The organism is Terrimonas pollutisoli (assembly GCF_029360765.1).
GTDB lineage: Bacteria > Bacteroidota > Bacteroidia > Chitinophagales > Chitinophagaceae > Terrimonas_B > Terrimonas_B pollutisoli.
Genome location: NZ_JARKNA010000017.1, coordinates 113,838 through 136,675 on the forward strand (window position 1 = coordinate 113,838; position 22,838 = coordinate 136,675).

Genomic DNA, 22,838 nt, shown 5'->3' on the forward strand with positions numbered 1-22,838 from the left:
CAACAATAAAAAAGCTGCGTTAAGCAGCTTTTTTATTGGTTAAGATCATTTCCACCATGCGGGCGGTTTGAATATGCCTATCCAAATGCTCCATGATCCTTTTTCGCTCGGAGATTGTCTCATCCAGTTGCTCGTGGATGTTTTTCTTTACGCTGGTACGTTTTTTTGTACAAGCCATCATGATATTTAATGTGATGTATTTTCCTTTCATAAATTGTGTTTTTAACTTTTATTGATTTTGTTTCTATACAGTCCTGTAAACTTGTTTTTTGTTTTATTTACCAGGACCTTTTATTTTTTTTTTGATAAAAAGATGGTCAAATATTTCTTCATTTTCGACCGGGTATATTTCTTTTGTTTTGTTTCCTGATAAAAAAAATCCACTGATTATAAGATTGACCGGGACACTTATAGCCACCCAGGTCCAGAAGCGGTAATTCAAATTATCGGTCATTATTCCAATCGTCAGCGATACCAGGAAATGAATGATCAGTAGCTGAATGGCGTATAATAATTTCATAACTAATTTTTTTAATGATAAAACGTGATTTCATTGAGAGAGTGATTAAAATGCGGCGGGCCCGTGTGGGCACCGCCACATTAAACCATGATCAAAACCAACTACGCTTTTCGTTTAAATTTATTCCAGTCAATCAGGTAGCCAACTGAAACAGACATCGACCTGTTTTTAATATCGGCTCCCGCTTTGTATACATTTCGCAACCCCTTCTGCGAATTTGCGCTGACAAACAAACCGTTGTTAAATTCAAGTCCTGCAGTAAAGTTCAGGCTGATATCCTCCCGTCTCCAGTTATTACCCGTATTGGAGTACAGTTTTTTCGTTACACCATCCTGCTCCTGTTTACCGCCCACGGCATAGCTTAGCGTCACACCCGTACCACCGAACACCTTTCCAAAGGGCAGATCGATCTTATATAAAACATTCAGGGGCATCTCCACGTAGTTCATCTTTATTTTCATATCCTCCGCACCTGTTGAACTTAGATGTATCGCTCCTTTACGTGTAAACAAAAGTTGAGGTTGCAGGTAAAAGTTTTTGCCGAGGTTCAGATCACCAACAAGCCCTGCATGGTATCCTTTGAACTTATCGCCGCCATAAATGCTACCTTCTGTAACTTTTATCCGTTGGTCATTATCGTTAATGCCCGCTTTGATACCTACTTTAAATTGCGCATTTGATACTAAAGAAATCGAGAGAATCGTAACTACTGATAAAAAAAACTTTTTCATAAAAAACTGTTTAATGATTAATGATTGTATTTGATTGATAAAAAATTTATAAAGAATTAAAACCGTATAAGTCTTCCTGTGCCGTTGATATGTGTTGAAATAAGCGGTGAGCCATTGAAGAAAACAGAGCCACTTCCGTCGATAGTAACATCCAGCCTGTCTGATACTTTTACTTTGATATCACCTGACCCGATAATGCGGGCGGTAACATTTTTTGAGCTGATAGCGGAAAGATCAATTTTAGCGCTGCCATCTGTTTTTAGCTTTTCATTGGTTGTGAAACCACCCGTTGCTGATATTCTACCCGATTGTTTTGATTCTGCTTCGATAGCATTTGCTTCAACATGTTGCAAAACGATATCTCCTGAACCGCTGCTACGCAAATAGAGGTTGTCGGTTTGAATAGCGTTGAGACAAATAATATTTCCCGATGTGTTTAATGAAAAACTATTTACACCCGGTCCTGATACATTGATACGGATACTTTCGTCATTGTCATATGTTTTACCATTACGGTATCTTACAACAAGCCGGCCGTCATTCACGTTTGTTTCCAGTACATCATGAATGCTTGCTTTTGCACTCACTTCTACCTTCCAGGCGTCCGCATTCTGATAATATACATTGCCATTCATCTGCAGGTCAATACCCGAAAAATTGTTTACCGTTCTCGTTTCTGTTCTTATCGGTCCTTCACCGATGACTTCTTTTTTGCAGGATACCATGCCCGCGGCTATTGTGATACACAAGGCCATTTTAGTTACAAGTTTCATTTGATTTTAGTTTAATGATTATGATTAAATAATTAGTGAATACATTTTATCGTTTATAAAGCGGGGATCTTTTCAACAGGTATTGTATGCCGTATTTGTAAGCATCTGTTCCTGACAGGATAGATCGTCTCGACTTGCTGAAGATGTTTTCGCCTTTGTCGTTATATATGTCAAGGTCAATATTGGTACTTAGTTCCTGCCTGGTCCTGGAATGACCCGTGGTTTGTGTTCTGTTATTATTTCTGTGATGGTGTCTATTGTCGTACCTGTGGTCATGGTTATACCTGTGATCATGCCTGTTGCCAAAGTCACGCCTGTTGGTACGGGTGACAGTAGTTTCGCCGACAAATTCCTGGCTTACTATTCCCATCAGCACATACTCGACCCGCAATATCCCGGCGAGTTCTTTTGGAGTGAATTCCCTGAAGTTTGATTCGTTCACACCATTTCTTCTCAGTAATGCATTTGTTTCAGCCGGATCCTGGAATTTGAATTCCGTCGCGTCGCTTCTTAAATAGTCATGAGCAATATTTTGAAGGCGATAGCGCATTTCATCCAATTTTATGTCATTGCCCTCGCCGACATAAGTAATAGGCAGGATCGCTACTTTGTTTTCTGCGCTTACAGTACGAAGAACTGCCTGTGTTTGTGCCTTTGTTGCTACGCTGACTACTATAAGAAGTACCAGTGCAAAGGAATTGATAAGGTTGTTAAGATGTTTCATGTGTAATTTTTTAGTTTTTGTTTTTGTTACATGGAATTCGTCATAAAATTTTCATCGCTGTTTGGCATAATAGCTCGAAAATTTTATGGCTCATTTCATTTGTTAACTTTTGATTTGTTTATTTTTTTGTCGATTTGATTTCAGGAGCAAAACTAACCGGCTGACAAAGGGGTAATTGATTCATTTATACCAACAGCCTTAGCAATTCTACCAAACTTGTTTTGGCTGGCAAAAGACTCGCAAACCGGTAAAGAGAGACCAGAAACGGTCAAATCAGTGTTTTGTATAACAAAAGCAGCAATTCGTATAATAATCGCTCTAGGGGATTGTGATTTGGTAGTTTTGGCTATGCAAAATAATCAAGCGATAGTGACGCCCTTTAATAACCCCCTGATACGGTTTATTGTAGAGCGTAAATACAGTTGGATCCGCCATACACTATTTATTACAGTGGGTTTTGTTCTTGCCTTTAAAGGCGATGTAGATATGCTCGATCGCATGAATGCCTCCGGTAAAGTAAGACAATCCATTTATCTTATGGACTTCCTGATGTTTATCTCTATCATGTCAATACTCTATTTTGTTATTCTTGTTTTGATACCCCACTTCTTGTTTCGCTCAAAATTGGTTTTATTCTTTTTAAGCTGTGTCATTCTTTTTTTCCTGATCTACGTAATCTCTTATTTACTGGAACTATTTTTTTTGAGACCCTTTATTCCCTATAGCGACGTATACCAGTATACCGATTTCTCCGTAGTGGATATTATTCAAAAATCTTTGGTTGTGGCGGTAATGATGGGGTGCATGATAGGCTTGAAAGTATTTAAAAAATGGATCATCGATGTGCAGCGAATGAATGAATTGCAACAGGCTAACCTGAAAACCGAACTGGAACAACTAAAAAGCCAGATCAATCCTCACTTTTTATTTAACACCCTAAACAACCTGCATGTTCTTACCAAAACTGACCCTGAAAAAGCTTCACAGGTAATATTAGGATTATCCGATTTGCTGCGGTATCAACTTTATGACAGTGCCAGGGAAAAAATTCAATTATCAAAGGATATTACTTTTATTCACAACCTGCTCACCATGGAAAAATTAAGAAAGGATGATTTCACATATGAAGTAAATACAGAAGGAAAAATAGATGGGATATCCGTACCGCCATTCCTTTTCATCCCTTTTGTAGAAAATGCCATCAAGCATGGAGCATCTACTGTTGGACATTCGTACCTTACGCTACATTTCCGCATTACTGAACACCAATTGCATTTTACTTCGGAAAATTCCAAACCCCCTGTAAAGACAAACGGAATAGGAGGCCTGGGCCTGAAAAATATCAAAAGAAGACTGGAGTTGTTATACCCCGGTAATCATACCCTGGAGATAACAGATAAGAAAGATAAATATATTGTAAACCTTATTATCCCCGTATGAACTGTATTGTTGTTGATGACGAACCGCTTGCGAGGCAGGGAATGGAAATGAATATTGCCAGCATTGCCTCTTTGCAGTTGCTTGGATCATTCAGCAATGCACTGGCTGCAAGCGATTTTCTGCGTAAAGAAAGCATTGACCTGATGTTTCTCGACATCAATATGCCCGAACTGAGTGGATTAGACTTTTTAAAATCGTTGCGGGACGCACCGTTGGTGATATTTACTACCGCTTATCCGCAATATGCATTAGAGAGTTATGAACTGGATGCCATTGACTACTTAGTAAAACCAATACGCATTGAGCGCTTTCTGAAGGCAGTGAACAAAGCTGAAAATCATTTGAGGCTATTGCAACAGGAGGCCAGCAACAGCCAGGTAGAGAAGATCGAAGATGATTTTGTTTTCATCAAAGCCGACAGGAAATATTTCAAGATTTATTTCAAAGACATCCTTTATATCGAAGGCTTAAAGGATTACGTAATTATTTACACTGCTGCTGATAACAAGATCATCACTTCGATGAATGTCAAAACGATCGCAGCTCAACTGCCTACATCTCTTTTTGCAAGGGTTAGCAAATCGTATGTCGTCAATGTATTGCATATTACCTCTTTTGACAACGAACTGGTCTATATCCAGAACAATGAAATACCGATCGGTCAAAGTTTTAAAGACGATTTTATCAGGCAATATATTGAAGGGAAAATTGTCAAACGGTAGATGTTGAACCATACTTCAGTCCCTGTTACCCGACCATTTTTAAAACGAGGCTTTCCGTCTTTTCATTTTTTAAATATTTAAAACAATGAAGCAATTTTTTTTAACGATAACGTGTATGTTATCCGTTGTTTTTTATTCAAAAGCACAAAGTAGTGCTACTAAAAAAACATGCGTGGCAGATGTAGAGCTGAATAACAACTATTCGAAAGCGTCAGATCTCCAGTCGGCCATGGATAAACATACGGTAAAAGACCTACCGGGATTATCATTGGCTGTCTACTCTGAAGTAGAAGGTTGGTGGGCCGGAGCATCAGGCTATGCCAGGTTGGAATCGAAAACACCCATGACCATTTGTAACCTGCAATACCTGCAGAGTGTATCCAAAACTTATATGGCCGTAGCGATTCTTCAATTGCATGAAGAAAAGAAAATCGTACTGGATGCTCCTATTACCAAATATCTTGCAGCAAAGCATACCCGGTATGTTAAAGATGCCGATAAGATAACGGTACGCATGCTGCTCAATCATACATCGGGTATTGCCGAATATATTTCCCACCCAAAATATACTGAGTACGTTATTTTGCAACCCACCAAAGTTTTTCCTGTGGAAGATGCACTCCAGCTTTTGAAAGGAGAAGAACCACAGTTTGCACCCGGCAGCAAGTATAGCTATACCAATACTAATTATTTGTTGCTGGCTATGATCGGGGATGCCATAACAGGCAATCATGCCCAATACATTATTAAACATATTTTTCAGCCGCTGCAGATGAATCATTCCCATTATCATCCTGAAAAAATGCAAATGAACCATCCTGAATTACCGGACTCTTATTGGGATATCTTAAGTACCGGAAGACCTGCGAATATTACACCTATGCAGCAGGCCAATGTTGCCCCACTAAAAGGAGATGATGGCGTTGTAAGTACAACTGTAGATGCCGTTAAGTTTCTAAAAGGCTTAATGGAAGGAAAATTATTAAAAGATTCGTCCATGAAACTGATGCAGCAGTGGGTAAATAATGATGAAGGCAAACCGGTTTATGGATTTGGCCTGATTCATTTTGACCTGGAAGGCGTCATTGGCTATGGGCATGGGGGAGGAGGATTAGGCGCGGGCTGTGTATTGTTATATGTCCCGTCTAAAAAGCTATACCTGTTCCTGGCAACCAATATAGGCGTAGTAGTGGAAGGCCGTGGAGGAATAAAAGCAAATGATGCTAAAAATGAAATATTAACCATATTATTAAAATGATATTCGTGATTAAACCAGGGTTTCTCGCAGCAACGCAGCGTTTTCCGTGTCGATCGCCGCAAAGAACACCAGCTTTTTTGTTTGCAATCTTTATATAAACTTTGCGCCTTTGAAAGAAAGCTATGGCAATCAATAAAGACGCATATCAACAGATTATTTCGGAGCTCCAACCCAAAAACATAACATTGGTCGCTGTTTCCAAAACAAAGCCGGTTACCGAGATACAAGAAATGTATGAACTGGGCCAGAGGGATTTTGGTGAAAACTATGTACAGGAGCTTGCAGATAAAGAATCACAATTACCAAAAGATATACGCTGGCATTTCATTGGCCATTTGCAAAGCAATAAAGTAAAATATATTGCGCCTTTTGTTCACTTAATACACGGTGTGGATAGCTTTAAATTGCTGAACGAAGTGAATAAGCAGGCATTAAAATATAAAAGGGTAATAGATGTGTTGCTGCAGGTTCACATTGCACAGGAGGAAACAAAGTTTGGAATGAATGAAGCAGAGCTGAAATCAGCGATTGATGAGTTTGAGAAATTGAAATTAGAAAATGTGCGGATCTGCGGATTAATGGGAATGGCTTCTTTTACTGATAACGAAACAACTATAAAGAAGGAGTTTCAGTTTCTCAAAGGCCTCTTTGATAAACACGCCAAATTGCCAATTGCCAATTGCCAATTACAAATTCTTTCTATGGGCATGAGTAGCGATTATAAGATTGCGATAGAGGAAGGCAGTAATATGGTCAGGATTGGAAGTTTGCTTTTTGGTGAAAGAAATTATCAATAGTAGCTCCTTTTTACTTTTTTGGATAGTCAGGAACATTCAACCCGAGGATGATGTTCCGTGTGGCCCGGAGCATCCCGTCTTTCATTACGGGTTTTATTATCCCATTACCACCTCTTGGTGGACGATTTGATTTTTCTTCCTGCAGGTAAGGGTCACCTTCAAATAAATATTCGTCTATCCAATATTCATGCAAGTCCGGTTCCTTTATGGTGGGATGAATATGTTTGGGATTTCGGCTGTTTGGATAGGAGGCGGGAACCAGTGTATAGAATTTGTAAAAACCATCTTTGTCCGTTTTTACCCAACCACGGATAAATCCATGTCTCCTGGCCCAGCCTTTTTCATCTCCTTTTGTTGGATATATACCTTTTTGATCTGTATGATAAACGTAAAGTACAACATCGGATGCGGGAGTTTTGCCATCACTTTGGTATATCACACCGCTGATTTCGATTTTGGGACCGGGATCATTAAAATCCGGGAGAGTGTCTATATTATTTAATTGGTCAAAGGGGATGGGGCTTTCATGGATTGCTTCGCAACCCTCACAACTACCACCAACCAATTTATTCTGCGTCGCTGGCTTGTTGCTGGTTTTTGGGGAACAGCCGGTCATCACATTGCCCAGAATCATCACCAGCATGATCAATCGTGTCATTTTGCTTGATTTGTATAATAAAGCTCAGCCCATTTTTACCCTGTTCCCAAATTCTTTACACTAAAGGAAACAATGGCTTGATGAATGGAGACCTGCATTTTATCCTGTAAAAGCCACATTTAGTGTAAAGTTTTTTACCAACGGTAAAGCGTAAATTTATTTTGTCATATGCAAAACAGGCCTTTACTAAAATATAAGCTTCATCATGTTTTTTTCTGGATGCTCGTATTCGGGGTCTGGTATTTTTTACGTTACGAAGACTACGCCGTTCCGGGCCGGGCCTTTACTATAACGCTTATAAAGGTGATCGATCTGGCACTGATGATCTATATTACCAATTATGTATTATTACCCAAACTTTTTTACAAGAAAAAGTATGCCTTGTTTGTTTTATGTTTTGTCTTGTTAGTGGTAACGAGCAGCGTTCTGAAAATGAATATTCTTGGGCGGATCATGGATGCGCCACAGCTTTATAGCCTGTCCGGCGATTTGAAAAGGAGGATCTATGATAATGTGTTACCCCATTTCTTCCTGGTGATAGCCGGAGCTGCTGTTAAACTAATGATTGACTACTCCCGTTTACAACAACGGATGGCAGAGACGGCAAAAGAGAAAGCGGAAGCTGAATTGAATTTTTTGAAATCACAGATCAATCCGCATTTTTTATTTAATTCGCTGAACTCCGTTTATTTCCTGATTGATAAGAATAATACAGAAGCAAGAGAGTCATTACATAAGTTTTCTGATATGCTCAGGTATCAGTTGTATGAAATGAAAGGAGACAAAATACCCGTGGAAAGAGAAATCAATTATCTAAAGGATTATGTAGACTTGCAAAAACTGAGGAAAGATGATGCCTTTTCTGTTTACTTCAATTGCTCACCAACTGTTGCCGGGTTTTCGATTGAGCCATTGTTGTTGGTTCCATTTGTAGAGAATGCTTTCAAACATGTTTCTTCCCATGCTGAAAAAGAAAATTTCATCAGGTTTAACCTGGACCGGCACAACGGGCAAATGATTTTTTCAGCCGAGAATTCAAAAGATAAAGAAAGAACAAATGATACCTATAGCGGTATTGGATTAAATAATGTAAAAAGAAGATTGGAGTTACTCTATCCCGGCAGGCATGAGCTGACGATTAGAGATGAAGAGAATGTTTATAAGGTAAACCTGAAAATTAAAATCGACATTTAAAAAGAAGGAGGAGGCGTTATGAAAATAAGTTGTATCATCATTGATGACGAGCCTCTTGCCAGGAAAGGATTAAAGGAGTATATCGCAGATGTTGATTTCCTGGAGCTGGCGGGTGAATTTGATAGTCCGTTAAAGGCGACCGGGCTTATCAGCAATGGGAAAGTGCAATTGATTCTTTTGGATATCCAAATGCCCAAAATCACCGGTATCGACTTTTTTAAAACATTGCAAACACCTCCGCCGGTAATATTTACAACTGCTTATCCGCAACATGCTTTGGAGGGCTTTGAATTGAATGCATTAGATTATTTAGTGAAACCAATTTCATTCGACCGGTTTTTAAAAGCGGCATTAAAGGCGAAGGAGTACTACGAAGTGAGAGAAAAAAATCATGCGGAAACTAATCTTACTGCTACAAATTATTTTTTTATAAAGGCGGATAACAAGCTGGTAAAGATTTTATATGACGATATCCTGTTTGCTGAGGCACTGCAAAACTACGTGGTCATTCATACGAAAGATAAAAAGTATATTACTTACCTGACCTTTAAATCGGTGGAGGAATACCTGCCTCCGGAGAGGTTTATAAAAACACATAAATCTTATATTGTCGCCGCCGGCAAAATTGACAGTATCGAGGGTAGTAATATCAGGATAGGAACACATGATATCCCGATCAGCCGTAACCTGAAAGAGGAAGTAATGGAAAAATTACTGAAAGGAAAATTTTTGAAGCGATGAACGATAATTTGTCATTCATAAATATCTTTTCGATGCCCCACGTCGACAATTATTATCGTTAGGATGTTATCTTCTATTTCATATATTATTCTATAGTCACCTTCCCTAATCCTGTAAGCATCCCTGCCTTTTAATTTTTTACAACCAGGAGGTCTGGGATCATCTTGAAGCTTCAACATTTTGTTTTCAAGTCTTGAAGCAGTTTTAGGTGGGAGTTTTAAAAGAACTTTTTGAACGGTTCGGGTGATAACGACAACATATCTTTTTTCAGGCATGTTTTTTTTGTTTGCGCAGCTTGATAGCTTCTTTCAAAGGAATAAGCGTTTCTTTCCGAAGTTTTGCTCTGTCGTACGCTTTGACAGCGGAAAGTTCCTCTCTTTCTTCAAGGAGTTTTTCATAATCTTTTATTGAAAGAATTACTGCTATTTTTTTTCCTTTTCTATCTGTTACGATTTGGGGTGCCATACAAACTCTTTTGATAAAGTTACTATAGAAACAAATATTTATTGCCTGGTAAACTGGTCAATCATAACCTTCAACTTCCGCCACATCTTCGTAATTGATAAAAAGTTCCGTTCCGGCTGGAATGTCTGTCAAGGCCTCAAAATATTCACCATCGTTTATAGAAATTACATTGGGTGAAGACGAATGGTTAAGATAATTTACGAGGTCCATCACTTTGAAACCGTAGTCCGGCACATAATAGTCGTCATCATCAAAAAGGCAATAAGTTTCAATTAATGAACGGGAATGCGCCGGAAGTTTTTCCACCTCGGCAATAGGAAGCTTTATCCAGTTGCCTACATTTTTGGAAAAAATATCACGGCAGCCCTTAGGAATATCGGCAATCGCAAACACACCGATGCCATGTACCACTGAAGGTTTTAAAGCAATATAAGTTTGTTGCGACAGTTCCTTCAGGAGTTCTTCCTTAGTCATAATTTTTTTGATGATAAGTTGCCGGGTTAGCTGCCTCTTTGTGATCCGGTATTTGCCTGTTTAGATACAAAACCCGAAGATTTGGGTTTTTGAATAAACTTCGAACCGCCTTTGTTAGCAGCTGCTGCAGACTTCTTATTATCTTTCTTTTTGCCTTTATTATTTTGCTGGTTTAACAATGACATAGTTAGGGATTTTTATGTTTGTAAATATAAAAAATAATCGCGGAAGATTGGGTTACTTCTTACCATCCAATTTAATGTTATGGCGAATGGCGTCCCAGTATTCTTTTCCATAGGACACCAGTATTTCGGAGTTGGCTGGAATATCCTTGGTTGCTTCAATAAAGACCCGGTAGCTTTCTTCCACATAGGCAGAATTATTTGACAGCCCTTTACTTTTCTGCAATCCTTTGGCGTCATTGGCATAACGTCCCAATGCTTTTTTATAGGTATGGGCATCCAGCACATGATTTTTGTTGATGTAATAAATGTAACCGTTGGCACCATCATCATGTTTCACCTCCTTCCAGGTTGTTGCTCTCCCTTTGTACTCGACGATGCGTGTTCCTTTGGGAATAAATTTTTTAGTAAATAGTCCCTTGCCGGAGCCTGGAATGCTGGACCGTTTTACAAACAACTGCTTTTCTAAAAGTGCCATCGTGCTTGTCCCCAATTTTTTAAAGACGCGAAGATATAGGCTATTACGATGAACTAACAAATGTTATCAGCAAAGAGTTGTTATTTTTGATAGTGTTACCGGATTCACTCCTTATTTTCAAATTACGGGCTCATGTCAAGGATTTTTATTACGATCGGTGTTATTATACTCAGTATCGTTTGCTTTAGCTGGATGAGTTTTCCTGATGATCCAATCATTAATAATGCAAACGTGATCGATTCGGCCAGGGCAAGAAAGAACTATGAAAATTATTGTGGTGGCTGTCACGGTGAAAAAATGGATGCTTTTGTTGACAGGAACTGGAAGCATGGTAACACAAAAGAAGACCTGTGGAAGGGAATCAAGATGGGTTATGCCGATGAGGGTATGCCGGCTTATGATAGTGCATTTACCGATGAAGAGATTATGGAGCTGGCTGAATATATCCTGACTGGTATTGAAAACGTAAAACGGTATCAATTTCAAAATACACCGGTCGTAACGAATTATTTTGAGTCAAAGGATATCAATATCAAGCTGGATACTATCGCCAGTGGATTGAATGCTCCCTGGGGCATAGCGTTTTTGCCCGGCAATGAATTATTGGTGACGGATAAAACGGGTAAACTGTACCGGGTAATGAAAAATAGAACCCGCGAAGAGATCACAGGTGTTCCGGAGGTGTTGAGTGAAGGACAGGGTGGCCTGATGGATGTGGTGCTCCATCCTAAGTATAAGAAAAATAAGTTTATTTATTTGTCATATTCAGCCTCAAAGATAGAAGGACAAACAACATTGGCTACTACGGCCATTATGCGGGCAAAGCTGGATGGTAATAAACTCACAGATCAAAAGCTAATCTTTGAAGCATATCCTTATTCCAGGACGAAACATCACTATGGTTCCAGGATGGTATTTGATAAAAAAGGCTTTTTATTTTTCTCGGTCGGGGAGAGAGGTAATGAAAAAGAAAACCCGCAGACATTGGCGAATGATTTGGGAAAAATTCACCGCATTAAGGATGATGGCTCCGTTCCCGAAGACAATCCTTTTGTCAACACACCGGATGCGAGGCCAACTATCTATTCTTATGGACATAGAAACCCGCAGGGTCTCGTCATTCATCCTGTCACAGGTGAGTTGTGGGATAACGAACACGGTCCGCGGGGAGGAGATGAAATAAACCTGTTAAAAAAAGGTGCTAACTATGGCTGGCCGGTTATCACAAGAGGCATCAACTACAACGGAAAAATTATTTCCACTAAATCCGAATCTCCGGGCATGGAACAGGCAATGCTGTATTGGACACCCTCTATCGGACCAAGTGGAATGGCCTTTGTTACGGGTAATCGGTATAAGGCCTGGTCCGGAAATATTCTGACCGGATCATTACGCTTTAAATATCTCAACCTTTCAAAATGGGATGGCAATGCCATAAAAGGTGAAGAAATGTTATTGAAAAATATCGGCCGGCTGCGGGATGTAAAGATGGGACCTGATGGATATATCTATGTGACTGTTGAACGACCCGGTTACGTGTTTCGCCTTGTTCCCGTCAAAAGTTAGTTGCCGTATGGATTTGGACAATTTGTGGACAATCGGCCCTTTTTGACAAAAGCACTCATTAAAATGTGTTTTGCGAAATGGGTAAGGTTTTTGTAACATCCATTTAACTTGTATTTCTCAAACTAAAATCAAATAAGATGAAAGCATTATTGAACGTTTCAGTTTTTTCTCTTGCCCTCGCAATCACAGCCTGTAATAATAGTGGTGAAAATAAATCCACCACTGACAGTACTACCACTACAACCGTTGACACACCCATGACCACTACTGATACTTCGCATTCTTCTATGACTATGGCTCTGGATACTGCCACCGTTCCAATGGTGGAAAAAGCAGAGGCGATAATATCGGGCACCTATCCTGACACTACGGTAACAGGTACTGCAAAATTTACGATTGGTAAAAATGGTAAAGTAAAAATGGTACTGGATATAACCGTTGCAGCCAAGGCTGGCAAAAGTGTAGCCGTTCACCTGCATGAGCATGGCGATTGCGGTGATAGCGGAAAGATGGCCCACGGTCACTGGAACCCCACCAATGCACAGCATGGTAAATGGGGACAGGGTAGTTTCCATTCCGGCGATATTGGTAACGTGAAATTAGATTCGAAAGGGAAAGGAACTGTAACAGTTGAGACCGACTTGTGGACACTCGGCGGCAAATGGGATAAAAATGTTTTGGGTAAAGCCGTGATCGTTCACGGTGGTGTAGATGACTTCACCACGCAACCAACAGGTAATGCCGGTTCAAGAATCGGTTGCGGGGTCATCAAGTAATTTGCGACAAAAATTGTGCTCGGTTATTTAATAAGGCAATAAGAAGAAAGGTCATCTGCCGCGGCGGATGACCTTTATCATTTAGAAATTTACTTTTTTACAGCAACATTAAAATGCTTTCTTTTCTTTATCCCTGCCTTCAATAATGTAACCATTAAACACAATGCTCTCACGGTTCAAACTATTGACCAGTAATGTTGCTTTCTTATTGTCAAAAATGGTAAAATACAGGTACTGCACATCATTTACATCATTAGGTTTGATCTTTAATGTCCAGCTTTTCTTTTTCCCCGGCGCTAATGAATAATCAAATTTGCCGGAAGTAAATTTGATACCACCTTCAGCAGGATTGATTGGTGCTGAATAGGCACGACCAAAAAAAGGAAGAAAAGCAATGACCGTATCACTTGTTACTATCACGTCGTATTCTGTTGTTAACTGCCTAAGCCGACCCCGCTGAGGATTTACTGTTTCTGCTTTGAAAATGAAATTCTTTGTTTCCAGGAGTTGCCGGGTAGTCAATTCAGCTTTTTCCTGCGCTTGGACAATGCCTGCTACTGCAAGCAGTATGCTTAGAGAAAAATATTTTTTCATCCGTATATTTTTTGTTGTTTCAATTTGGTGAAATGGAACGCTCAATAAACATCCCCTGTATTTCAAAAATTTTATATGATCGTTTCATCTGTTTACTTATTCAGTTTCAGAGGCGCAGAAAATATGCCAGTATATTGTAATAAAATATTATTTAACGCATTGACAAATGGTTAACACTTGTTTCGCAATCTCCTGGAATCGCTGGCAGGAAGTTTGCCGTTTTAATTTTAAAACCTGTACATGAGACTATTTTTCCTGGTGGCCTTTATATCCACCTCCTTTCTTTGCCAGGCACAGTTAAAAGGATTTAGTCTAGGTCCTTATGCTGAAATGGGCTGGCCGACCGGTGATTTCCAACAATCCAATAAAACCGGTATTGGTGCGGGATTGGGAGCTGATATACGTTTGGGAAAAATAGGTGTGACCGGTTCCGTTGGTTACATGCACTTTGGCGGTAAGACAATGACAAAAACTGAAGGCCCTGTAGACATGCCGGCGATAAAAGCCGTTCCCGTTCGGGTCGGTTTAAAATATCGATTAGCCCCGGCTTTATATGCAAAACTTGAATCAGGTGTTGCGAAGTTTACAGGAACAGACGAGTCAGCCGTCATATTTGCTCCCGGCGTTGGCGTCCGGCTGCTTGGATTAGAACTGCAGGCCAAATACGAAATATGGAAGCGAGACCAGGCTTATAGTTTTTGGGGACTAAAGGCTGGATTTAATTTTTAAGCCATGTACATCTATTACAGATTTGCTCACCTAACCCCGCAGTTGGTATGGTAACTACTGTTATGTGTGGGAGCCAAAATTGAATCAACCTGATCCAACGACGGCGGGTGGTTTTCACAACGGGATTCAGGTAAACCTACCCGATCATTCACGATCAACACTCATCCGGTCAAATATCCATCGGATCACGCCGCAGTTGTAACTGCTTTTAATTATTAAACCGTGTTTGCAATAAGTTTTGAAAACAAAAAAGACTGCTTCATTGAAGCAGCCTTTAATTAAGGAAGTTTCCGTCTTATATTTTTACCCAGGCTTGTTTTTTATTGCTTTCCAATATCCTTTCACAAATCAATAATTCACGATAACCATCAGCAAAAGTAGGGAAGGAAGCCTGCTCCGGCTGTTTGCCTTCAGCAATTGCTTTGTACACTTCTTTGAATAATTGTTTGGACGTATCAGGAAATCCTTCATTATGGCCGCCGGGAAAACTCATCAACGCACTGGCTTCAGGATAAGCCAATGATGGATCACGCATCATCGATTCATTGTAACCATCGCGGTTGCCAATCCATAAGTTATTCGGCGATTCGGAGTTCCAGGCAAATGTTTTTTTCGAACCGGATATTTCCAGCTTCAATTGATTTTTTCTACCGGCTGATACTTGTGATACGGTGATAGAACCACGGTTACCATTGTCAAAACGCAACAACACGTTGGCATGATCTTCAGTGGTAATAGGCACATCCGCATAATCTTCTGGCTTCAGCATTTTGCCCGAATAAGTCTCGACCGCCTTCAGTGGTTTCTTTCTTGTTTTATGCACGGTATTAAAATCAGCCATCACTTCCACGGTTTTTAAGCCGGTGATATATTCGATAATATCCATCAGGTGAGAACCGATATCCGCAATGGCCCGGGAATCGCCTGATTTATCGGGTTCCAGCCGCCAGTTATAATCGGTGGCATAAAAAAGCCAATCCTGTAAATAAGATCCAAGAATAGAATAAATCTCACCAAGGTCGCCTTTCTCCCGCATCGTTTTCATTTGGCGAACCAACGGATAATAACGAAGATTGAAATGAACAGCATTTACTAAACCAGTCTGTTTGGCCAGTGCTACTAATTCCTCTGCTTCATGCAGGTCCTTTGCCAGCGGTTTTTCACACACTACATGTTTGCCCGCTTGCAGGGCAGCTTTCGATTGAGGATAATGCAAAAAATTAGGTGTGCAAATATGTACACTCACAATATCTTTCATTGCCAGTAGCTGATCAAACGTGCAGGCACGTTCAATACCCAACTGGGCGGCTTTACTGTTGGCTAATTCTTCTGTTGCTTCGCATAAGGCAGTCACTTCAATATTAGGAAGTCTTCGTAATGCTTCGATATGTGCAGGACCAATAAACCCTGTTCCTACCACTCCAACTTTAATTTTTTGCATTTCAATTTTTAAATTAAAAAGTTAGTAAAAAATACTCCTTGTTTTTTTAAAAAATAACGGAGCCGTTAAAATTACAGGTTCTTGTAAATAAGAAAATATTTTTTTTGCATGGATGAGAAACTTGACTGATTTAAAGGTCATGGTCTTATCAATGGCAACTTTACCGTAAACTTGTCGTCGCTGAATTCATCCACCTCTATATTATCAGCCCGTAGTAATTTGTATTTGTCCCGGATGGTTGAAAGCCCTATACCAGTAGAATCTGTCCTGGTTTTCTTCCTGGCGAGATTATTTTCCACCACGAGATATTCCCTGTCAGTTGACCGGATGGAAATGGTGATTGGTTGTTGCTTGCTCAGGGTATTGTGTTTGACGACATTTTCTACCAACAGTTGTAAGCTTAAAGAGGGTAGCAGGTATGTATAATATTTCTTATCTACACTGACATTAAAATTCAGGCTTTCATCATGTCTTGTCTTCAACAACTGCCAATAACTTTCAATGAATTTTATTTCACTTTCCAGCGTACTCATGTCATTTTCATTATTCCTGAGAAGATACCGGTATACTTTACTTAGCTCATCGAGGAATTTATCCGTCTTTTGTTTGTTCTCCGTTATCAGCGCAGACAGTGTGTTAAAACAATTGAATAAGAAATGTGGGTTGATGCGTTGCTTCAGGTTATCAAACTCCTGCTGCAGTTGCATTTTTTCCAGCAGTTCTTTTTCAATGCTGTTCTCTTTGTATTTGTCAATAATATATACGGCTTCCCAGAGTGTTCCGAAGATAAGATTGACACTCAGACCAAGGAGATAGGCATATTTGATATCATTCTCTTCGATACTATAGCCAAGAATATGGAAAAACTGGAAGACATATAAGATGAGTATTACTGAAGGTGTCATCACCAGCAGGTTCATGCCCATGGTATAGATGATTCGCTTAACGGTTTGTTCAATGGAAGGAAATTTGCGCATCACAAACTCGGTATACTGCACATGACCATACCATGAAAAATAACCCATGAAATAAATAATCGGGGTCGTCACGACCCATACTTTCCAGTCGGTCCACATGCGGTCTTCGTACAGGATATAGATCCATCCCCATATAATCAATGGCATCGGCAGCCAAAACGACCAGACATATAGTTTTTGCGGTTTTACAAATTTCATACGCTAAATTCATGCTGGTTTAAAAGCGGCAGTAATAATTTACGTTCACGGCTATCATCCACGATGGTGACAGGTGTTGCGTTCAACATCCTGTATTTGTTTATTAAGTTGTCAAGACCATCGTCTACATTTAAATTTTGCCGAACGATCTTTTCCTGCATAGAATTGGTAATACACAGTTCTGAATCATTGATGGCATAAATATGGATCATTAGCGGTTTTTCCTTATCAAGCGCATTGGTATAAATAATATTTTCCAATATCACCTGCATACTGAGCGGGGGAATAAATTTTTTACGGGCTGTCTCCACAACGCTGATTGATGATTGTATGGCATTACCAAACCTTTCCCTGGCGAGGTGCAGGTAAGACTGGGCAAATTTTAGTTCATCTTCGATCGGTACCAGCAGTTCATCATCGCTTCGTAATAAGTAGCGATGCACTTTGGTCATTTCGTCCAGGAATTTCTCTGCTTTTACTTCATCTTCCTGTATCAGGCCGGATAGCGTATTGAAGCAATTAAACAAAAAATGCGGATTTATCTGGCCTTTCAAACCCAGTAGCTTACTTCGGCGATAAGCATTTTTTAATTTTTCCGTTTCTGCCAAAGAATTTTTCCATTCCTCCCAATTTGTGACACCTTCATTAATAAACGTCAGGGCCGTGCTGGTTATACATCCATAAATAATAGCCCACCACAGCATCCATGGCCTTACTTCACAAGAAACAAGTTGTAGCCTTTCATAAACAGAAAAGATTCCGCTCAGCATCAGGACATTCATGCCATAAAATACCGGGAGCATGATAGCAATCCGTTTGAATAAGTCACCGGCAGCCGGAATCCGCCACCGGATAAAAATGGCAACAGACCGGAATATGAAATAGGCTACCAGCAGGTACAGACCGCTGGAAAAAAAACTTTCAAAAAAATCACCAACCGAACGGAAAATGCAGGCGCCAAAAATGAAAATGTTTAAAATGATGATATAGGGTAGCATGATCCAGGCAGAGGCGGTCAGTTCTCTCTTAATGGTTGGTGGGAGGCCCATGCTTTTGTTTTGCTAAATATACTGCACAATCATGTCCCTTCCTCGTCCTTGCAGATGGGGGTTGCGGGTGATTTTTTTTCATAGTATTTTGTACAACCCTGACGCCGAAAAAACAGTCTGTACCAGGTGGTGTTTATGCGGATATTATTTTTTTTGACTCTATTGCCTTTGAAATTGTTGAGCCAGGATTTTTCTGGCGTGTGGACCGGTCATATCTATTCAAAAGAGAGCCAATTGCCGTATGAGTTGGTTATAAGCGGGGAGAAGAATAACCTAGGCGGTTATTCACTTACAATTTTTATAATTGGTGATGTTCAGAATACAGGGATAAAATCCATCAAGATAAAAGACAAGAGGGGCAGCATTGCTATAGAGGATGACAAGGTATTGTACAATGATTATCAGACGGCCTCCAAAAAAGTAACATTATATGCAGAGCTGTCGTTTGAAGATGGTTCAGCTAATGTCTTGCGGGGCTCATTCTTTACCAGGTCATTGGACCGCTCTTCTTATAAAGGAACGATCCGGTTGGAACGAAACGATGATCATGCCCAAACAAAACTGATCACTCATCTCGTGAAGCTGAATTTGGTCAACGATCTTTCATTCCTCAAACCTAAAACAACTGCGCCGGTTAACAGAGACATCGCTGTTGCTACAGAAAAACTAAAACAACCGGCAGTTAACAATCAGCCTGCCCGGGCGGATGCGCCGATCCGTGCAACTGTTCGGGGTGACACATCCATTGCTGCCGCTACAGAAAAACTAAAACAACCTGCCATTAACAATCAGCCAGCGCAGGCGGATCCACCAATTCTTACACCGGTTATAAAAGAAAAAGACCCGGCTATTGCTGCTTCTTTACCAGAACAAAAAAAGGTGAACTTGTCTGTTAGAAACTCTGCTGCGTCCATGATTGAGGTAAAAAAAACCAATGCAGTGAAGCCAGTTAAAGCTGCTGCTGCTGACCTTGCTATGCGGAAGACTGAAATCATCAGGGATATCAATTTTAAGTCCGACAGCCTCATTTTAAATTTATATGATAACGGTGAAGTAGATGGAGATACAGTTAGCGTTTTGGTAAATGGCAAATTGGTAATTGCGAGGAAGGGTCTTACTGCCAATGCTGTTAAAACCACGGTATACGCATCGGAAGGATTTGGTGATTCGTTGCAGGTAGTAATGTATGCCGAGAACCTGGGTCGTATCCCACCTAATACCGGCTTGCTGGTGGTAGAAGACGGTGAGGATAAATACCAAATACGATTTGAGGGAGATTTTCAGAAAAATGCCGCCATTGTTTTTCGTAGAAAACGATAGGCCCTTGTGTTTATAATTCCATTCTCTATTTAGTCTTCTTTATCTAACTTCATTTTTTAATAAGATCATTTGATCGTCATCCCTGTTTAAATGCAGTTAAGTCTGAAGTATAAACGTTTGACTATTGTTGCAGCATTAATGATTGTATGCGTTTTTGCTTTGACAAAATGTATTAACAACGAAAAGGAAAAGAAGGAGGAAGGGCAGGAAAAAGCTGATACAGTTGCTTACACCAGAAAGATAAGCTTTGAGAAGTTTGCCGGTTCAGCTACTTGCGCTAATTGTCATAAAGATATTTTTACAAAGCATATAAAAACGGGGCATTATCTTACTTCACAACCTGCGTTGGAGAAATTTGTCCTTGGCAGTTTTAAACCAGGAAAAAATGAATACGACTATGGCCCATTGACAAAAGTGGTAATGGAGAAGAGAGATAGCGGTTTGTTCCAGGTTGTATATCAACAGGACGAGGAAAAGTATGCACTGCATTTTGATATAGTAACAGGCTCAGGAGCCAAAGGTCAATCCTATTTATATTGGCGGAACAACAGGCTGTTTCAAATGCCGGTCACTTATTATGCGGCGGCTGATCAATGGTCGAACAGTCCCGGTTTTCCTGATAAAGTGGTATTGAACCGCCCGATAACATCACGATGCCTGGAATGCCACGCAACATATGCCGAAGTTGTTTCCTCTCCGGGAAAAGAGCCGGAAGAATTTGATCATAACAAAATGTTGTTTGGTGTCGATTGTGAAAAGTGCCACGGACCCGGTGCTGAGCATGTTGAATTTCAAACCAGGAACCCTGCAGATACAACGGGTAAGTACATCATTAACCCCGCGTCATTTTCCCGACAACAAAACCTGGATCTCTGTGGCTTATGTCATGGTGGGGCTCTTGAAAAATTAAAACCATCTTTTGAATATGTGGCCGGCGAGCCATTGTCAAAATACTTTAAGGAAAAGAAAATTAGCAATCCTACACCTATGTATGACAACGTTGACGTGCATGGTAACCAGCTTGGATTATTGAAAGCCAGCAAATGCTTCACTGCGAGTAATTTAACCTGTAACAACTGCCACAATACTCATGCAAACGAGAGAGGTAAAACCACCTTGTTTTCCCAACGATGCATGACTTGTCACCAACCGGATCACGATAATTTTTGCAAGCTGAAATCTGTTCCTGCGTCTTCTTTAAAAGCTAATTGTATCGATTGCCATATGCCCGTCACAAAATCGCAGGCGATCACTTTGTTACTTCCGGGCCAGTCTGTGCCAACCGCTGCATCGGTGCGGTCTCATTTTATTGCTGTATATCCCCAAAAAGTGAAGGATTTTGTAACTGGCAAGGAAAAGGACAGTTCAAAAAAATAAATCCCGCGTCCTGTTTCATCAAAGTATTATTATTATCATAAACGGCTGGGAGCCGATTGTGCTCCTTGATTTAAAATGTTAAAGCGGGTCATAGAAAATAATTTTTGAATAAGTCCGTTTGTATATCGCGGAAACCACCTTTGAAGGAGAGTTTGTATAAAGGTGGATTTTGATTAAATTATTACCGGTTTAATAACGGCATGCAACGACTACTACCTTTCTTTTTCTTTCTTTTTTTAGCAATTTCCATCCATGCACAGGAAATATTTTCCTGGAGTAAGGAAAGGGAATATTGCAATCCATCGGTTATTGGCTTGCCAAGAGCAAAAGCGGTTATTTTAAAATATGAAGTGCAGCCGGCTTATAACATGCGATCAACCGGTGAATTGGGAAATTTTGGAAATGCTGAAGGAAAGATAAGACGCAATAACCGCCTGGATGTACGGGTGCGGTTTCCCATCATCAACAAGTCCTCTCTCACCATAGCTGCGGGGTTCAAATACACAAAAGAGGAATTTATGTTTAGTGATGACGAACCGATGAATTATCCCTTTTACAAGGATCTACAGGATCGTCCCTTAAAGAGTGCCGGAATTCATTTTTATGTAGTAAAGCCTACAAAAACCAATAAGTACTTCATACTGCGCACCAGTTTTGACTTGAATGGTGACTATGGCTCGGATAAGTTTGGGAAAAAAGAATTTTTAAAGTTCTCCGTTACCCCGCTTATCGGTTGGAAGAGAAGTGAAAATCTATCCTATGCCGTTGGATTAACCTACGGTTATACTTTTGGCCGGCCATTGATACTACCGGTGTTTTCTTACAATAGAAATTTCAACTGCAATTTTGGTATTGAGAGTGTACTGCCCATTAGCGTTAGGCTGCGTTATACAAAAAATGAAAAAAATTACTGGTACACCGGGCTTGAATTAGGCGGCGCTTCATACCGGCTGGATAATGAGGGAACTGCTTTCAGTAGTTATAATAAGCTACACCTGTTCCGCTCGGAACTTAGGTTTACCCTCAACTATGAAAGGGAGATACATGACTGGCTCTGGTTTGGCATTGAAGCTGGTTATAGAAAAAATCTTCGGTTTAACCTGACTAATGGCCCAAGAGGTAATTCGGATATTATCATCAATAATAAAATAGGCGGTGCACCGCTTGTCAATGCCAGCCTTTTTGTGGTGCCGCCCCGGTTCCTTTTAAAGAAGAAACCATAAAACGCTATAAGGCTTAAGGCTGACCCGGCGGTTTAGGAGCCGGTACTATATTAGCAACTGCTTTTATCGTTTTCAGGTAGGCGAAAATGGCTTTCAGATCCAGGTCATTAAGGTTGCGATAAACCTGCCAGGGCATAGGAGGCAGGAGTGGCCGACCATCTTTCATCCCCTTATATTTCCCATTACGAATAGAATAGATAAATTGTTCCTCTGTCCAACTGCCGATGCCGGTCTGGTGGGGAGTAATGTTTGCAGCGTATGAAGTTCCCCACGGACCTGCATAGGCAGTAAGGTCCATACTAAATAGGGTTTGCTGATTTTGTATCAAAGCCTTGCCCATGTTGAAGTTTGGTTAATTTAGATTAACCAAAGTGCAAGGAAAAATGGCAAAAGCGAAAAAAAACCGTGCATCTAAAACTAGATATGTCAGT

Annotated in this window: 28 protein-coding genes; 12 read left to right on the top strand and 16 right to left on the bottom strand. The window is 40.2% G+C overall.

What is annotated here, in order from left to right:
- Positions 1 to 19 precede the first annotated feature (19 nt).
- The 5 genes from P2W73_RS21115 to P2W73_RS21135 all read right to left on the bottom strand — a co-directional run bounded on the left by P2W73_RS21115 (position 20) and on the right by P2W73_RS21135 (position 2,748).
- Positions 20 to 211: a hypothetical protein gene (locus P2W73_RS21115; protein ID WP_276504091.1), complete on the bottom strand. Its 192-nt coding sequence runs from the start codon at positions 209 to 211 to the stop codon at positions 20 to 22.
- Positions 212 to 274: 63 nt separating this feature from the next.
- A complete protein-coding gene (locus P2W73_RS21120) occupies positions 275 to 520 on the bottom strand; it encodes a hypothetical protein (protein WP_276504092.1) in 246 nt (81 codons plus the stop codon).
- 101 nt (positions 521 to 621) lie between these two features.
- The gene (locus P2W73_RS21125; RefSeq protein WP_276504093.1) at positions 622 to 1,251 is read right to left on the bottom strand and encodes a porin family protein; all 630 of its coding nucleotides are present in this window, start codon (positions 1,249 to 1,251) and stop codon (positions 622 to 624) included.
- A gap of 56 nt (positions 1,252 to 1,307) precedes the next feature.
- Complete coding sequence (locus P2W73_RS21130) at positions 1,308 to 2,024, bottom strand: head GIN domain-containing protein (RefSeq protein WP_276504094.1); 717 nt, start codon at positions 2,022 to 2,024, stop codon at positions 1,308 to 1,310.
- Positions 2,025 to 2,070: 46 nt separating this feature from the next.
- Entirely contained in the window at positions 2,071 to 2,748 is a 678-nt protein-coding gene (locus tag P2W73_RS21135) for a hypothetical protein (RefSeq protein WP_276504095.1), read from the bottom strand.
- A 348-nt stretch (positions 2,749 to 3,096) separates the two neighbouring features.
- Here P2W73_RS21135 and P2W73_RS21140 point away from each other — a divergent pair, with 348 nt between their 5' ends.
- The 4 genes from P2W73_RS21140 (at position 3,097) to P2W73_RS21155 (ending at position 6,965) form a co-directional block, all read left to right on the top strand.
- Positions 3,097 to 4,188 carry a sensor histidine kinase gene (locus P2W73_RS21140; RefSeq protein ID WP_276504096.1) on the top strand — a complete coding sequence of 364 codons (1,092 nt, stop codon included), beginning with the start codon at positions 3,097 to 3,099 and terminating at the stop codon, positions 4,186 to 4,188.
- On the top strand, positions 4,185 to 4,910 hold the full coding sequence (locus tag P2W73_RS21145; RefSeq protein WP_276504097.1) for a LytR/AlgR family response regulator transcription factor: 726 nt from the start codon (positions 4,185 to 4,187) through the stop codon (positions 4,908 to 4,910). The genes P2W73_RS21140 and P2W73_RS21145 overlap by 4 nt, the downstream gene beginning before the upstream one ends.
- An 85-nt stretch (positions 4,911 to 4,995) precedes the next feature.
- Entirely contained in the window at positions 4,996 to 6,168 is a 1,173-nt protein-coding gene (locus P2W73_RS21150; protein ID WP_276504098.1) for a serine hydrolase domain-containing protein, read from the top strand.
- A 122-nt stretch (positions 6,169 to 6,290) separates the two neighbouring features.
- A complete protein-coding gene (locus P2W73_RS21155; protein ID WP_276504099.1) occupies positions 6,291 to 6,965 on the top strand; it encodes a YggS family pyridoxal phosphate-dependent enzyme in 675 nt (224 codons plus the stop codon).
- A gap of 10 nt (positions 6,966 to 6,975) precedes the next feature.
- Here P2W73_RS21155 and P2W73_RS21160 read toward each other — a convergent pair whose 3' ends face one another.
- Complete coding sequence (locus P2W73_RS21160) at positions 6,976 to 7,623, bottom strand: dioxygenase family protein (RefSeq protein ID WP_276504100.1); 648 nt, start codon at positions 7,621 to 7,623, stop codon at positions 6,976 to 6,978.
- Positions 7,624 to 7,791: 168 nt separating this feature from the next.
- Here P2W73_RS21160 and P2W73_RS21165 point away from each other — a divergent pair, with 168 nt between their 5' ends.
- Together P2W73_RS21165 and P2W73_RS21170 are read left to right on the top strand one after the other, a co-directional pair.
- Positions 7,792 to 8,817, top strand: coding sequence for a sensor histidine kinase (locus P2W73_RS21165; RefSeq protein WP_276504101.1), 1,026 nt, complete (start codon positions 7,792 to 7,794; stop codon positions 8,815 to 8,817).
- Between the two features lie 18 nt (positions 8,818 to 8,835).
- Positions 8,836 to 9,558 carry a LytR/AlgR family response regulator transcription factor gene (locus tag P2W73_RS21170; protein WP_276504102.1) on the top strand — a complete coding sequence of 241 codons (723 nt, stop codon included), beginning with the start codon at positions 8,836 to 8,838 and terminating at the stop codon, positions 9,556 to 9,558.
- An 11-nt stretch (positions 9,559 to 9,569) separates the two neighbouring features.
- Here the strand turns inward: P2W73_RS21170 and P2W73_RS21175 are convergent, their stop codons facing one another.
- The 5 genes from P2W73_RS21175 to P2W73_RS21195 are packed head-to-tail and all read right to left on the bottom strand — an operon-like array spanning position 9,570 to position 11,157.
- Positions 9,570 to 9,833, bottom strand: a complete 264-nt coding sequence (locus P2W73_RS21175; protein WP_276504103.1) for a type II toxin-antitoxin system RelE family toxin — start codon at positions 9,831 to 9,833, stop codon at positions 9,570 to 9,572.
- On the bottom strand, positions 9,826 to 10,023 hold the full coding sequence (locus P2W73_RS21180; RefSeq protein ID WP_276504104.1) for a hypothetical protein: 198 nt from the start codon (positions 10,021 to 10,023) through the stop codon (positions 9,826 to 9,828). Before P2W73_RS21180 ends, P2W73_RS21175 begins: the two co-directional genes overlap by 8 nt.
- Before the next feature lie 57 nt (positions 10,024 to 10,080).
- Complete coding sequence (locus P2W73_RS21185) at positions 10,081 to 10,497, bottom strand: SET domain-containing protein-lysine N-methyltransferase (RefSeq protein ID WP_276504105.1); 417 nt, start codon at positions 10,495 to 10,497, stop codon at positions 10,081 to 10,083.
- A gap of 26 nt (positions 10,498 to 10,523) precedes the next feature.
- Positions 10,524 to 10,682: a hypothetical protein gene (locus P2W73_RS21190; RefSeq protein WP_276504106.1), complete on the bottom strand. Its 159-nt coding sequence runs from the start codon at positions 10,680 to 10,682 to the stop codon at positions 10,524 to 10,526.
- A gap of 52 nt (positions 10,683 to 10,734) precedes the next feature.
- A complete protein-coding gene (locus P2W73_RS21195) occupies positions 10,735 to 11,157 on the bottom strand; it encodes an SET domain-containing protein (protein WP_276504107.1) in 423 nt (140 codons plus the stop codon).
- A 132-nt stretch (positions 11,158 to 11,289) separates the two neighbouring features.
- Between P2W73_RS21195 and P2W73_RS21200 the strand changes: the two genes are divergently transcribed.
- Together P2W73_RS21200 and P2W73_RS21205 are read left to right on the top strand one after the other, a co-directional pair.
- Positions 11,290 to 12,723 (top strand): PQQ-dependent sugar dehydrogenase, encoded by a 1,434-nt coding sequence (locus tag P2W73_RS21200; protein ID WP_276504108.1) that lies wholly within the window; start codon positions 11,290 to 11,292, stop codon positions 12,721 to 12,723.
- A 137-nt stretch (positions 12,724 to 12,860) separates the two neighbouring features.
- On the top strand, positions 12,861 to 13,499 hold the full coding sequence (locus P2W73_RS21205) for a superoxide dismutase family protein (RefSeq protein WP_276504109.1): 639 nt from the start codon (positions 12,861 to 12,863) through the stop codon (positions 13,497 to 13,499).
- A gap of 108 nt (positions 13,500 to 13,607) precedes the next feature.
- Here P2W73_RS21205 and P2W73_RS21210 read toward each other — a convergent pair whose 3' ends face one another.
- Positions 13,608 to 14,093 (bottom strand): DUF4251 domain-containing protein, encoded by a 486-nt coding sequence (locus P2W73_RS21210; protein ID WP_276504110.1) that lies wholly within the window; start codon positions 14,091 to 14,093, stop codon positions 13,608 to 13,610.
- Between the two features lie 240 nt (positions 14,094 to 14,333).
- Here P2W73_RS21210 and P2W73_RS21215 point away from each other — a divergent pair, with 240 nt between their 5' ends.
- Entirely contained in the window at positions 14,334 to 14,822 is a 489-nt protein-coding gene (locus P2W73_RS21215) for a hypothetical protein (RefSeq protein ID WP_276504111.1), read from the top strand.
- A gap of 295 nt (positions 14,823 to 15,117) precedes the next feature.
- Here P2W73_RS21215 and P2W73_RS21220 read toward each other — a convergent pair whose 3' ends face one another.
- From P2W73_RS21220 to P2W73_RS21230, 3 genes are all read right to left on the bottom strand, one after another.
- A complete protein-coding gene (locus P2W73_RS21220) occupies positions 15,118 to 16,263 on the bottom strand; it encodes a Gfo/Idh/MocA family protein (protein ID WP_276504112.1) in 1,146 nt (381 codons plus the stop codon).
- 137 nt (positions 16,264 to 16,400) lie between these two features.
- A complete protein-coding gene (locus P2W73_RS21225) occupies positions 16,401 to 17,438 on the bottom strand; it encodes a sensor histidine kinase (protein WP_276504113.1) in 1,038 nt (345 codons plus the stop codon).
- A complete protein-coding gene (locus P2W73_RS21230) occupies positions 17,435 to 18,487 on the bottom strand; it encodes a sensor histidine kinase (protein ID WP_276504114.1) in 1,053 nt (350 codons plus the stop codon). The genes P2W73_RS21225 and P2W73_RS21230 overlap by 4 nt, the downstream gene beginning before the upstream one ends.
- Positions 18,488 to 18,622: 135 nt before the next feature.
- On the opposite strand from P2W73_RS21230, the gene P2W73_RS21235 reads away from it, so the two are divergent.
- The 3 genes from P2W73_RS21235 to P2W73_RS21245 all read left to right on the top strand — a co-directional run bounded on the left by P2W73_RS21235 (position 18,623) and on the right by P2W73_RS21245 (position 22,407).
- Positions 18,623 to 19,807, top strand: coding sequence for a hypothetical protein (locus tag P2W73_RS21235; RefSeq protein ID WP_276504115.1), 1,185 nt, complete (start codon positions 18,623 to 18,625; stop codon positions 19,805 to 19,807).
- 90 nt (positions 19,808 to 19,897) lie between these two features.
- On the top strand, positions 19,898 to 21,184 hold the full coding sequence (locus P2W73_RS21240; RefSeq protein ID WP_276504116.1) for a multiheme c-type cytochrome: 1,287 nt from the start codon (positions 19,898 to 19,900) through the stop codon (positions 21,182 to 21,184).
- A 200-nt stretch (positions 21,185 to 21,384) separates the two neighbouring features.
- Positions 21,385 to 22,407 (top strand): DUF6268 family outer membrane beta-barrel protein, encoded by a 1,023-nt coding sequence (locus tag P2W73_RS21245; protein ID WP_276504117.1) that lies wholly within the window; start codon positions 21,385 to 21,387, stop codon positions 22,405 to 22,407.
- A 13-nt stretch (positions 22,408 to 22,420) separates the two neighbouring features.
- Here P2W73_RS21245 and P2W73_RS21250 read toward each other — a convergent pair whose 3' ends face one another.
- Entirely contained in the window at positions 22,421 to 22,747 is a 327-nt protein-coding gene (locus tag P2W73_RS21250; RefSeq protein ID WP_276504118.1) for a hypothetical protein, read from the bottom strand.
- Between the last annotated feature and the right edge of the window lie 91 nt (positions 22,748 to 22,838).

Bases quoted from the DNA above. Each gene is read 5' to 3' on its own strand.
- P2W73_RS21240 (WP_276504116.1), top strand. From the start codon at position 19,898: ATGCAGTTAAGTCTGAAGTATAAACGTTTGACTATTGTTGCAGCATTA.
- P2W73_RS21160 (WP_276504100.1), bottom strand. From the start codon at position 7,623: ATGACACGATTGATCATGCTGGTGATGATTCTGGGCAATGTGATGACC.
- P2W73_RS21220 (WP_276504112.1), bottom strand. From the start codon at position 16,263: ATGCAAAAAATTAAAGTTGGAGTGGTAGGAACAGGGTTTATTGGTCCT.
- P2W73_RS21165 (WP_276504101.1), top strand. From the start codon at position 7,792: ATGCAAAACAGGCCTTTACTAAAATATAAGCTTCATCATGTTTTTTTC.
- P2W73_RS21140 (WP_276504096.1), top strand. From the start codon at position 3,097: ATGCAAAATAATCAAGCGATAGTGACGCCCTTTAATAACCCCCTGATA.
- P2W73_RS21200 (WP_276504108.1), top strand. From the start codon at position 11,290: ATGTCAAGGATTTTTATTACGATCGGTGTTATTATACTCAGTATCGTT.
- P2W73_RS21180 (WP_276504104.1), bottom strand. From the start codon at position 10,023: ATGGCACCCCAAATCGTAACAGATAGAAAAGGAAAAAAAATAGCAGTA.
- P2W73_RS21125 (WP_276504093.1), bottom strand. From the start codon at position 1,251: ATGAAAAAGTTTTTTTTATCAGTAGTTACGATTCTCTCGATTTCTTTA.
- P2W73_RS21210 (WP_276504110.1), bottom strand. From the start codon at position 14,093: ATGAAAAAATATTTTTCTCTAAGCATACTGCTTGCAGTAGCAGGCATT.
- P2W73_RS21190 (WP_276504106.1), bottom strand. From the start codon at position 10,682: ATGTCATTGTTAAACCAGCAAAATAATAAAGGCAAAAAGAAAGATAAT.
- P2W73_RS21150 (WP_276504098.1), top strand. From the start codon at position 4,996: ATGAAGCAATTTTTTTTAACGATAACGTGTATGTTATCCGTTGTTTTT.
- P2W73_RS21120 (WP_276504092.1), bottom strand. From the start codon at position 520: ATGAAATTATTATACGCCATTCAGCTACTGATCATTCATTTCCTGGTA.
- P2W73_RS21175 (WP_276504103.1), bottom strand. From the start codon at position 9,833: ATGCCTGAAAAAAGATATGTTGTCGTTATCACCCGAACCGTTCAAAAA.
- P2W73_RS21245 (WP_276504117.1), top strand. From the start codon at position 21,385: ATGCAACGACTACTACCTTTCTTTTTCTTTCTTTTTTTAGCAATTTCC.
- P2W73_RS21205 (WP_276504109.1), top strand. From the start codon at position 12,861: ATGAAAGCATTATTGAACGTTTCAGTTTTTTCTCTTGCCCTCGCAATC.
- P2W73_RS21215 (WP_276504111.1), top strand. From the start codon at position 14,334: ATGAGACTATTTTTCCTGGTGGCCTTTATATCCACCTCCTTTCTTTGC.
- P2W73_RS21225 (WP_276504113.1), bottom strand. From the start codon at position 17,438: ATGAAATTTGTAAAACCGCAAAAACTATATGTCTGGTCGTTTTGGCTG.
- P2W73_RS21170 (WP_276504102.1), top strand. From the start codon at position 8,836: ATGAAAATAAGTTGTATCATCATTGATGACGAGCCTCTTGCCAGGAAA.
- P2W73_RS21115 (WP_276504091.1), bottom strand. From the start codon at position 211: ATGAAAGGAAAATACATCACATTAAATATCATGATGGCTTGTACAAAA.
- P2W73_RS21230 (WP_276504114.1), bottom strand. From the start codon at position 18,487: ATGGGCCTCCCACCAACCATTAAGAGAGAACTGACCGCCTCTGCCTGG.
- P2W73_RS21185 (WP_276504105.1), bottom strand. From the start codon at position 10,497: ATGACTAAGGAAGAACTCCTGAAGGAACTGTCGCAACAAACTTATATT.
- P2W73_RS21145 (WP_276504097.1), top strand. From the start codon at position 4,185: ATGAACTGTATTGTTGTTGATGACGAACCGCTTGCGAGGCAGGGAATG.
- P2W73_RS21135 (WP_276504095.1), bottom strand. From the start codon at position 2,748: ATGAAACATCTTAACAACCTTATCAATTCCTTTGCACTGGTACTTCTT.
- P2W73_RS21235 (WP_276504115.1), top strand. From the start codon at position 18,623: ATGCGGATATTATTTTTTTTGACTCTATTGCCTTTGAAATTGTTGAGC.
- P2W73_RS21155 (WP_276504099.1), top strand. From the start codon at position 6,291: ATGGCAATCAATAAAGACGCATATCAACAGATTATTTCGGAGCTCCAA.
- P2W73_RS21130 (WP_276504094.1), bottom strand. From the start codon at position 2,024: ATGAAACTTGTAACTAAAATGGCCTTGTGTATCACAATAGCCGCGGGC.
- P2W73_RS21195 (WP_276504107.1), bottom strand. From the start codon at position 11,157: ATGGCACTTTTAGAAAAGCAGTTGTTTGTAAAACGGTCCAGCATTCCA.
- P2W73_RS21250 (WP_276504118.1), bottom strand. From the start codon at position 22,747: ATGGGCAAGGCTTTGATACAAAATCAGCAAACCCTATTTAGTATGGAC.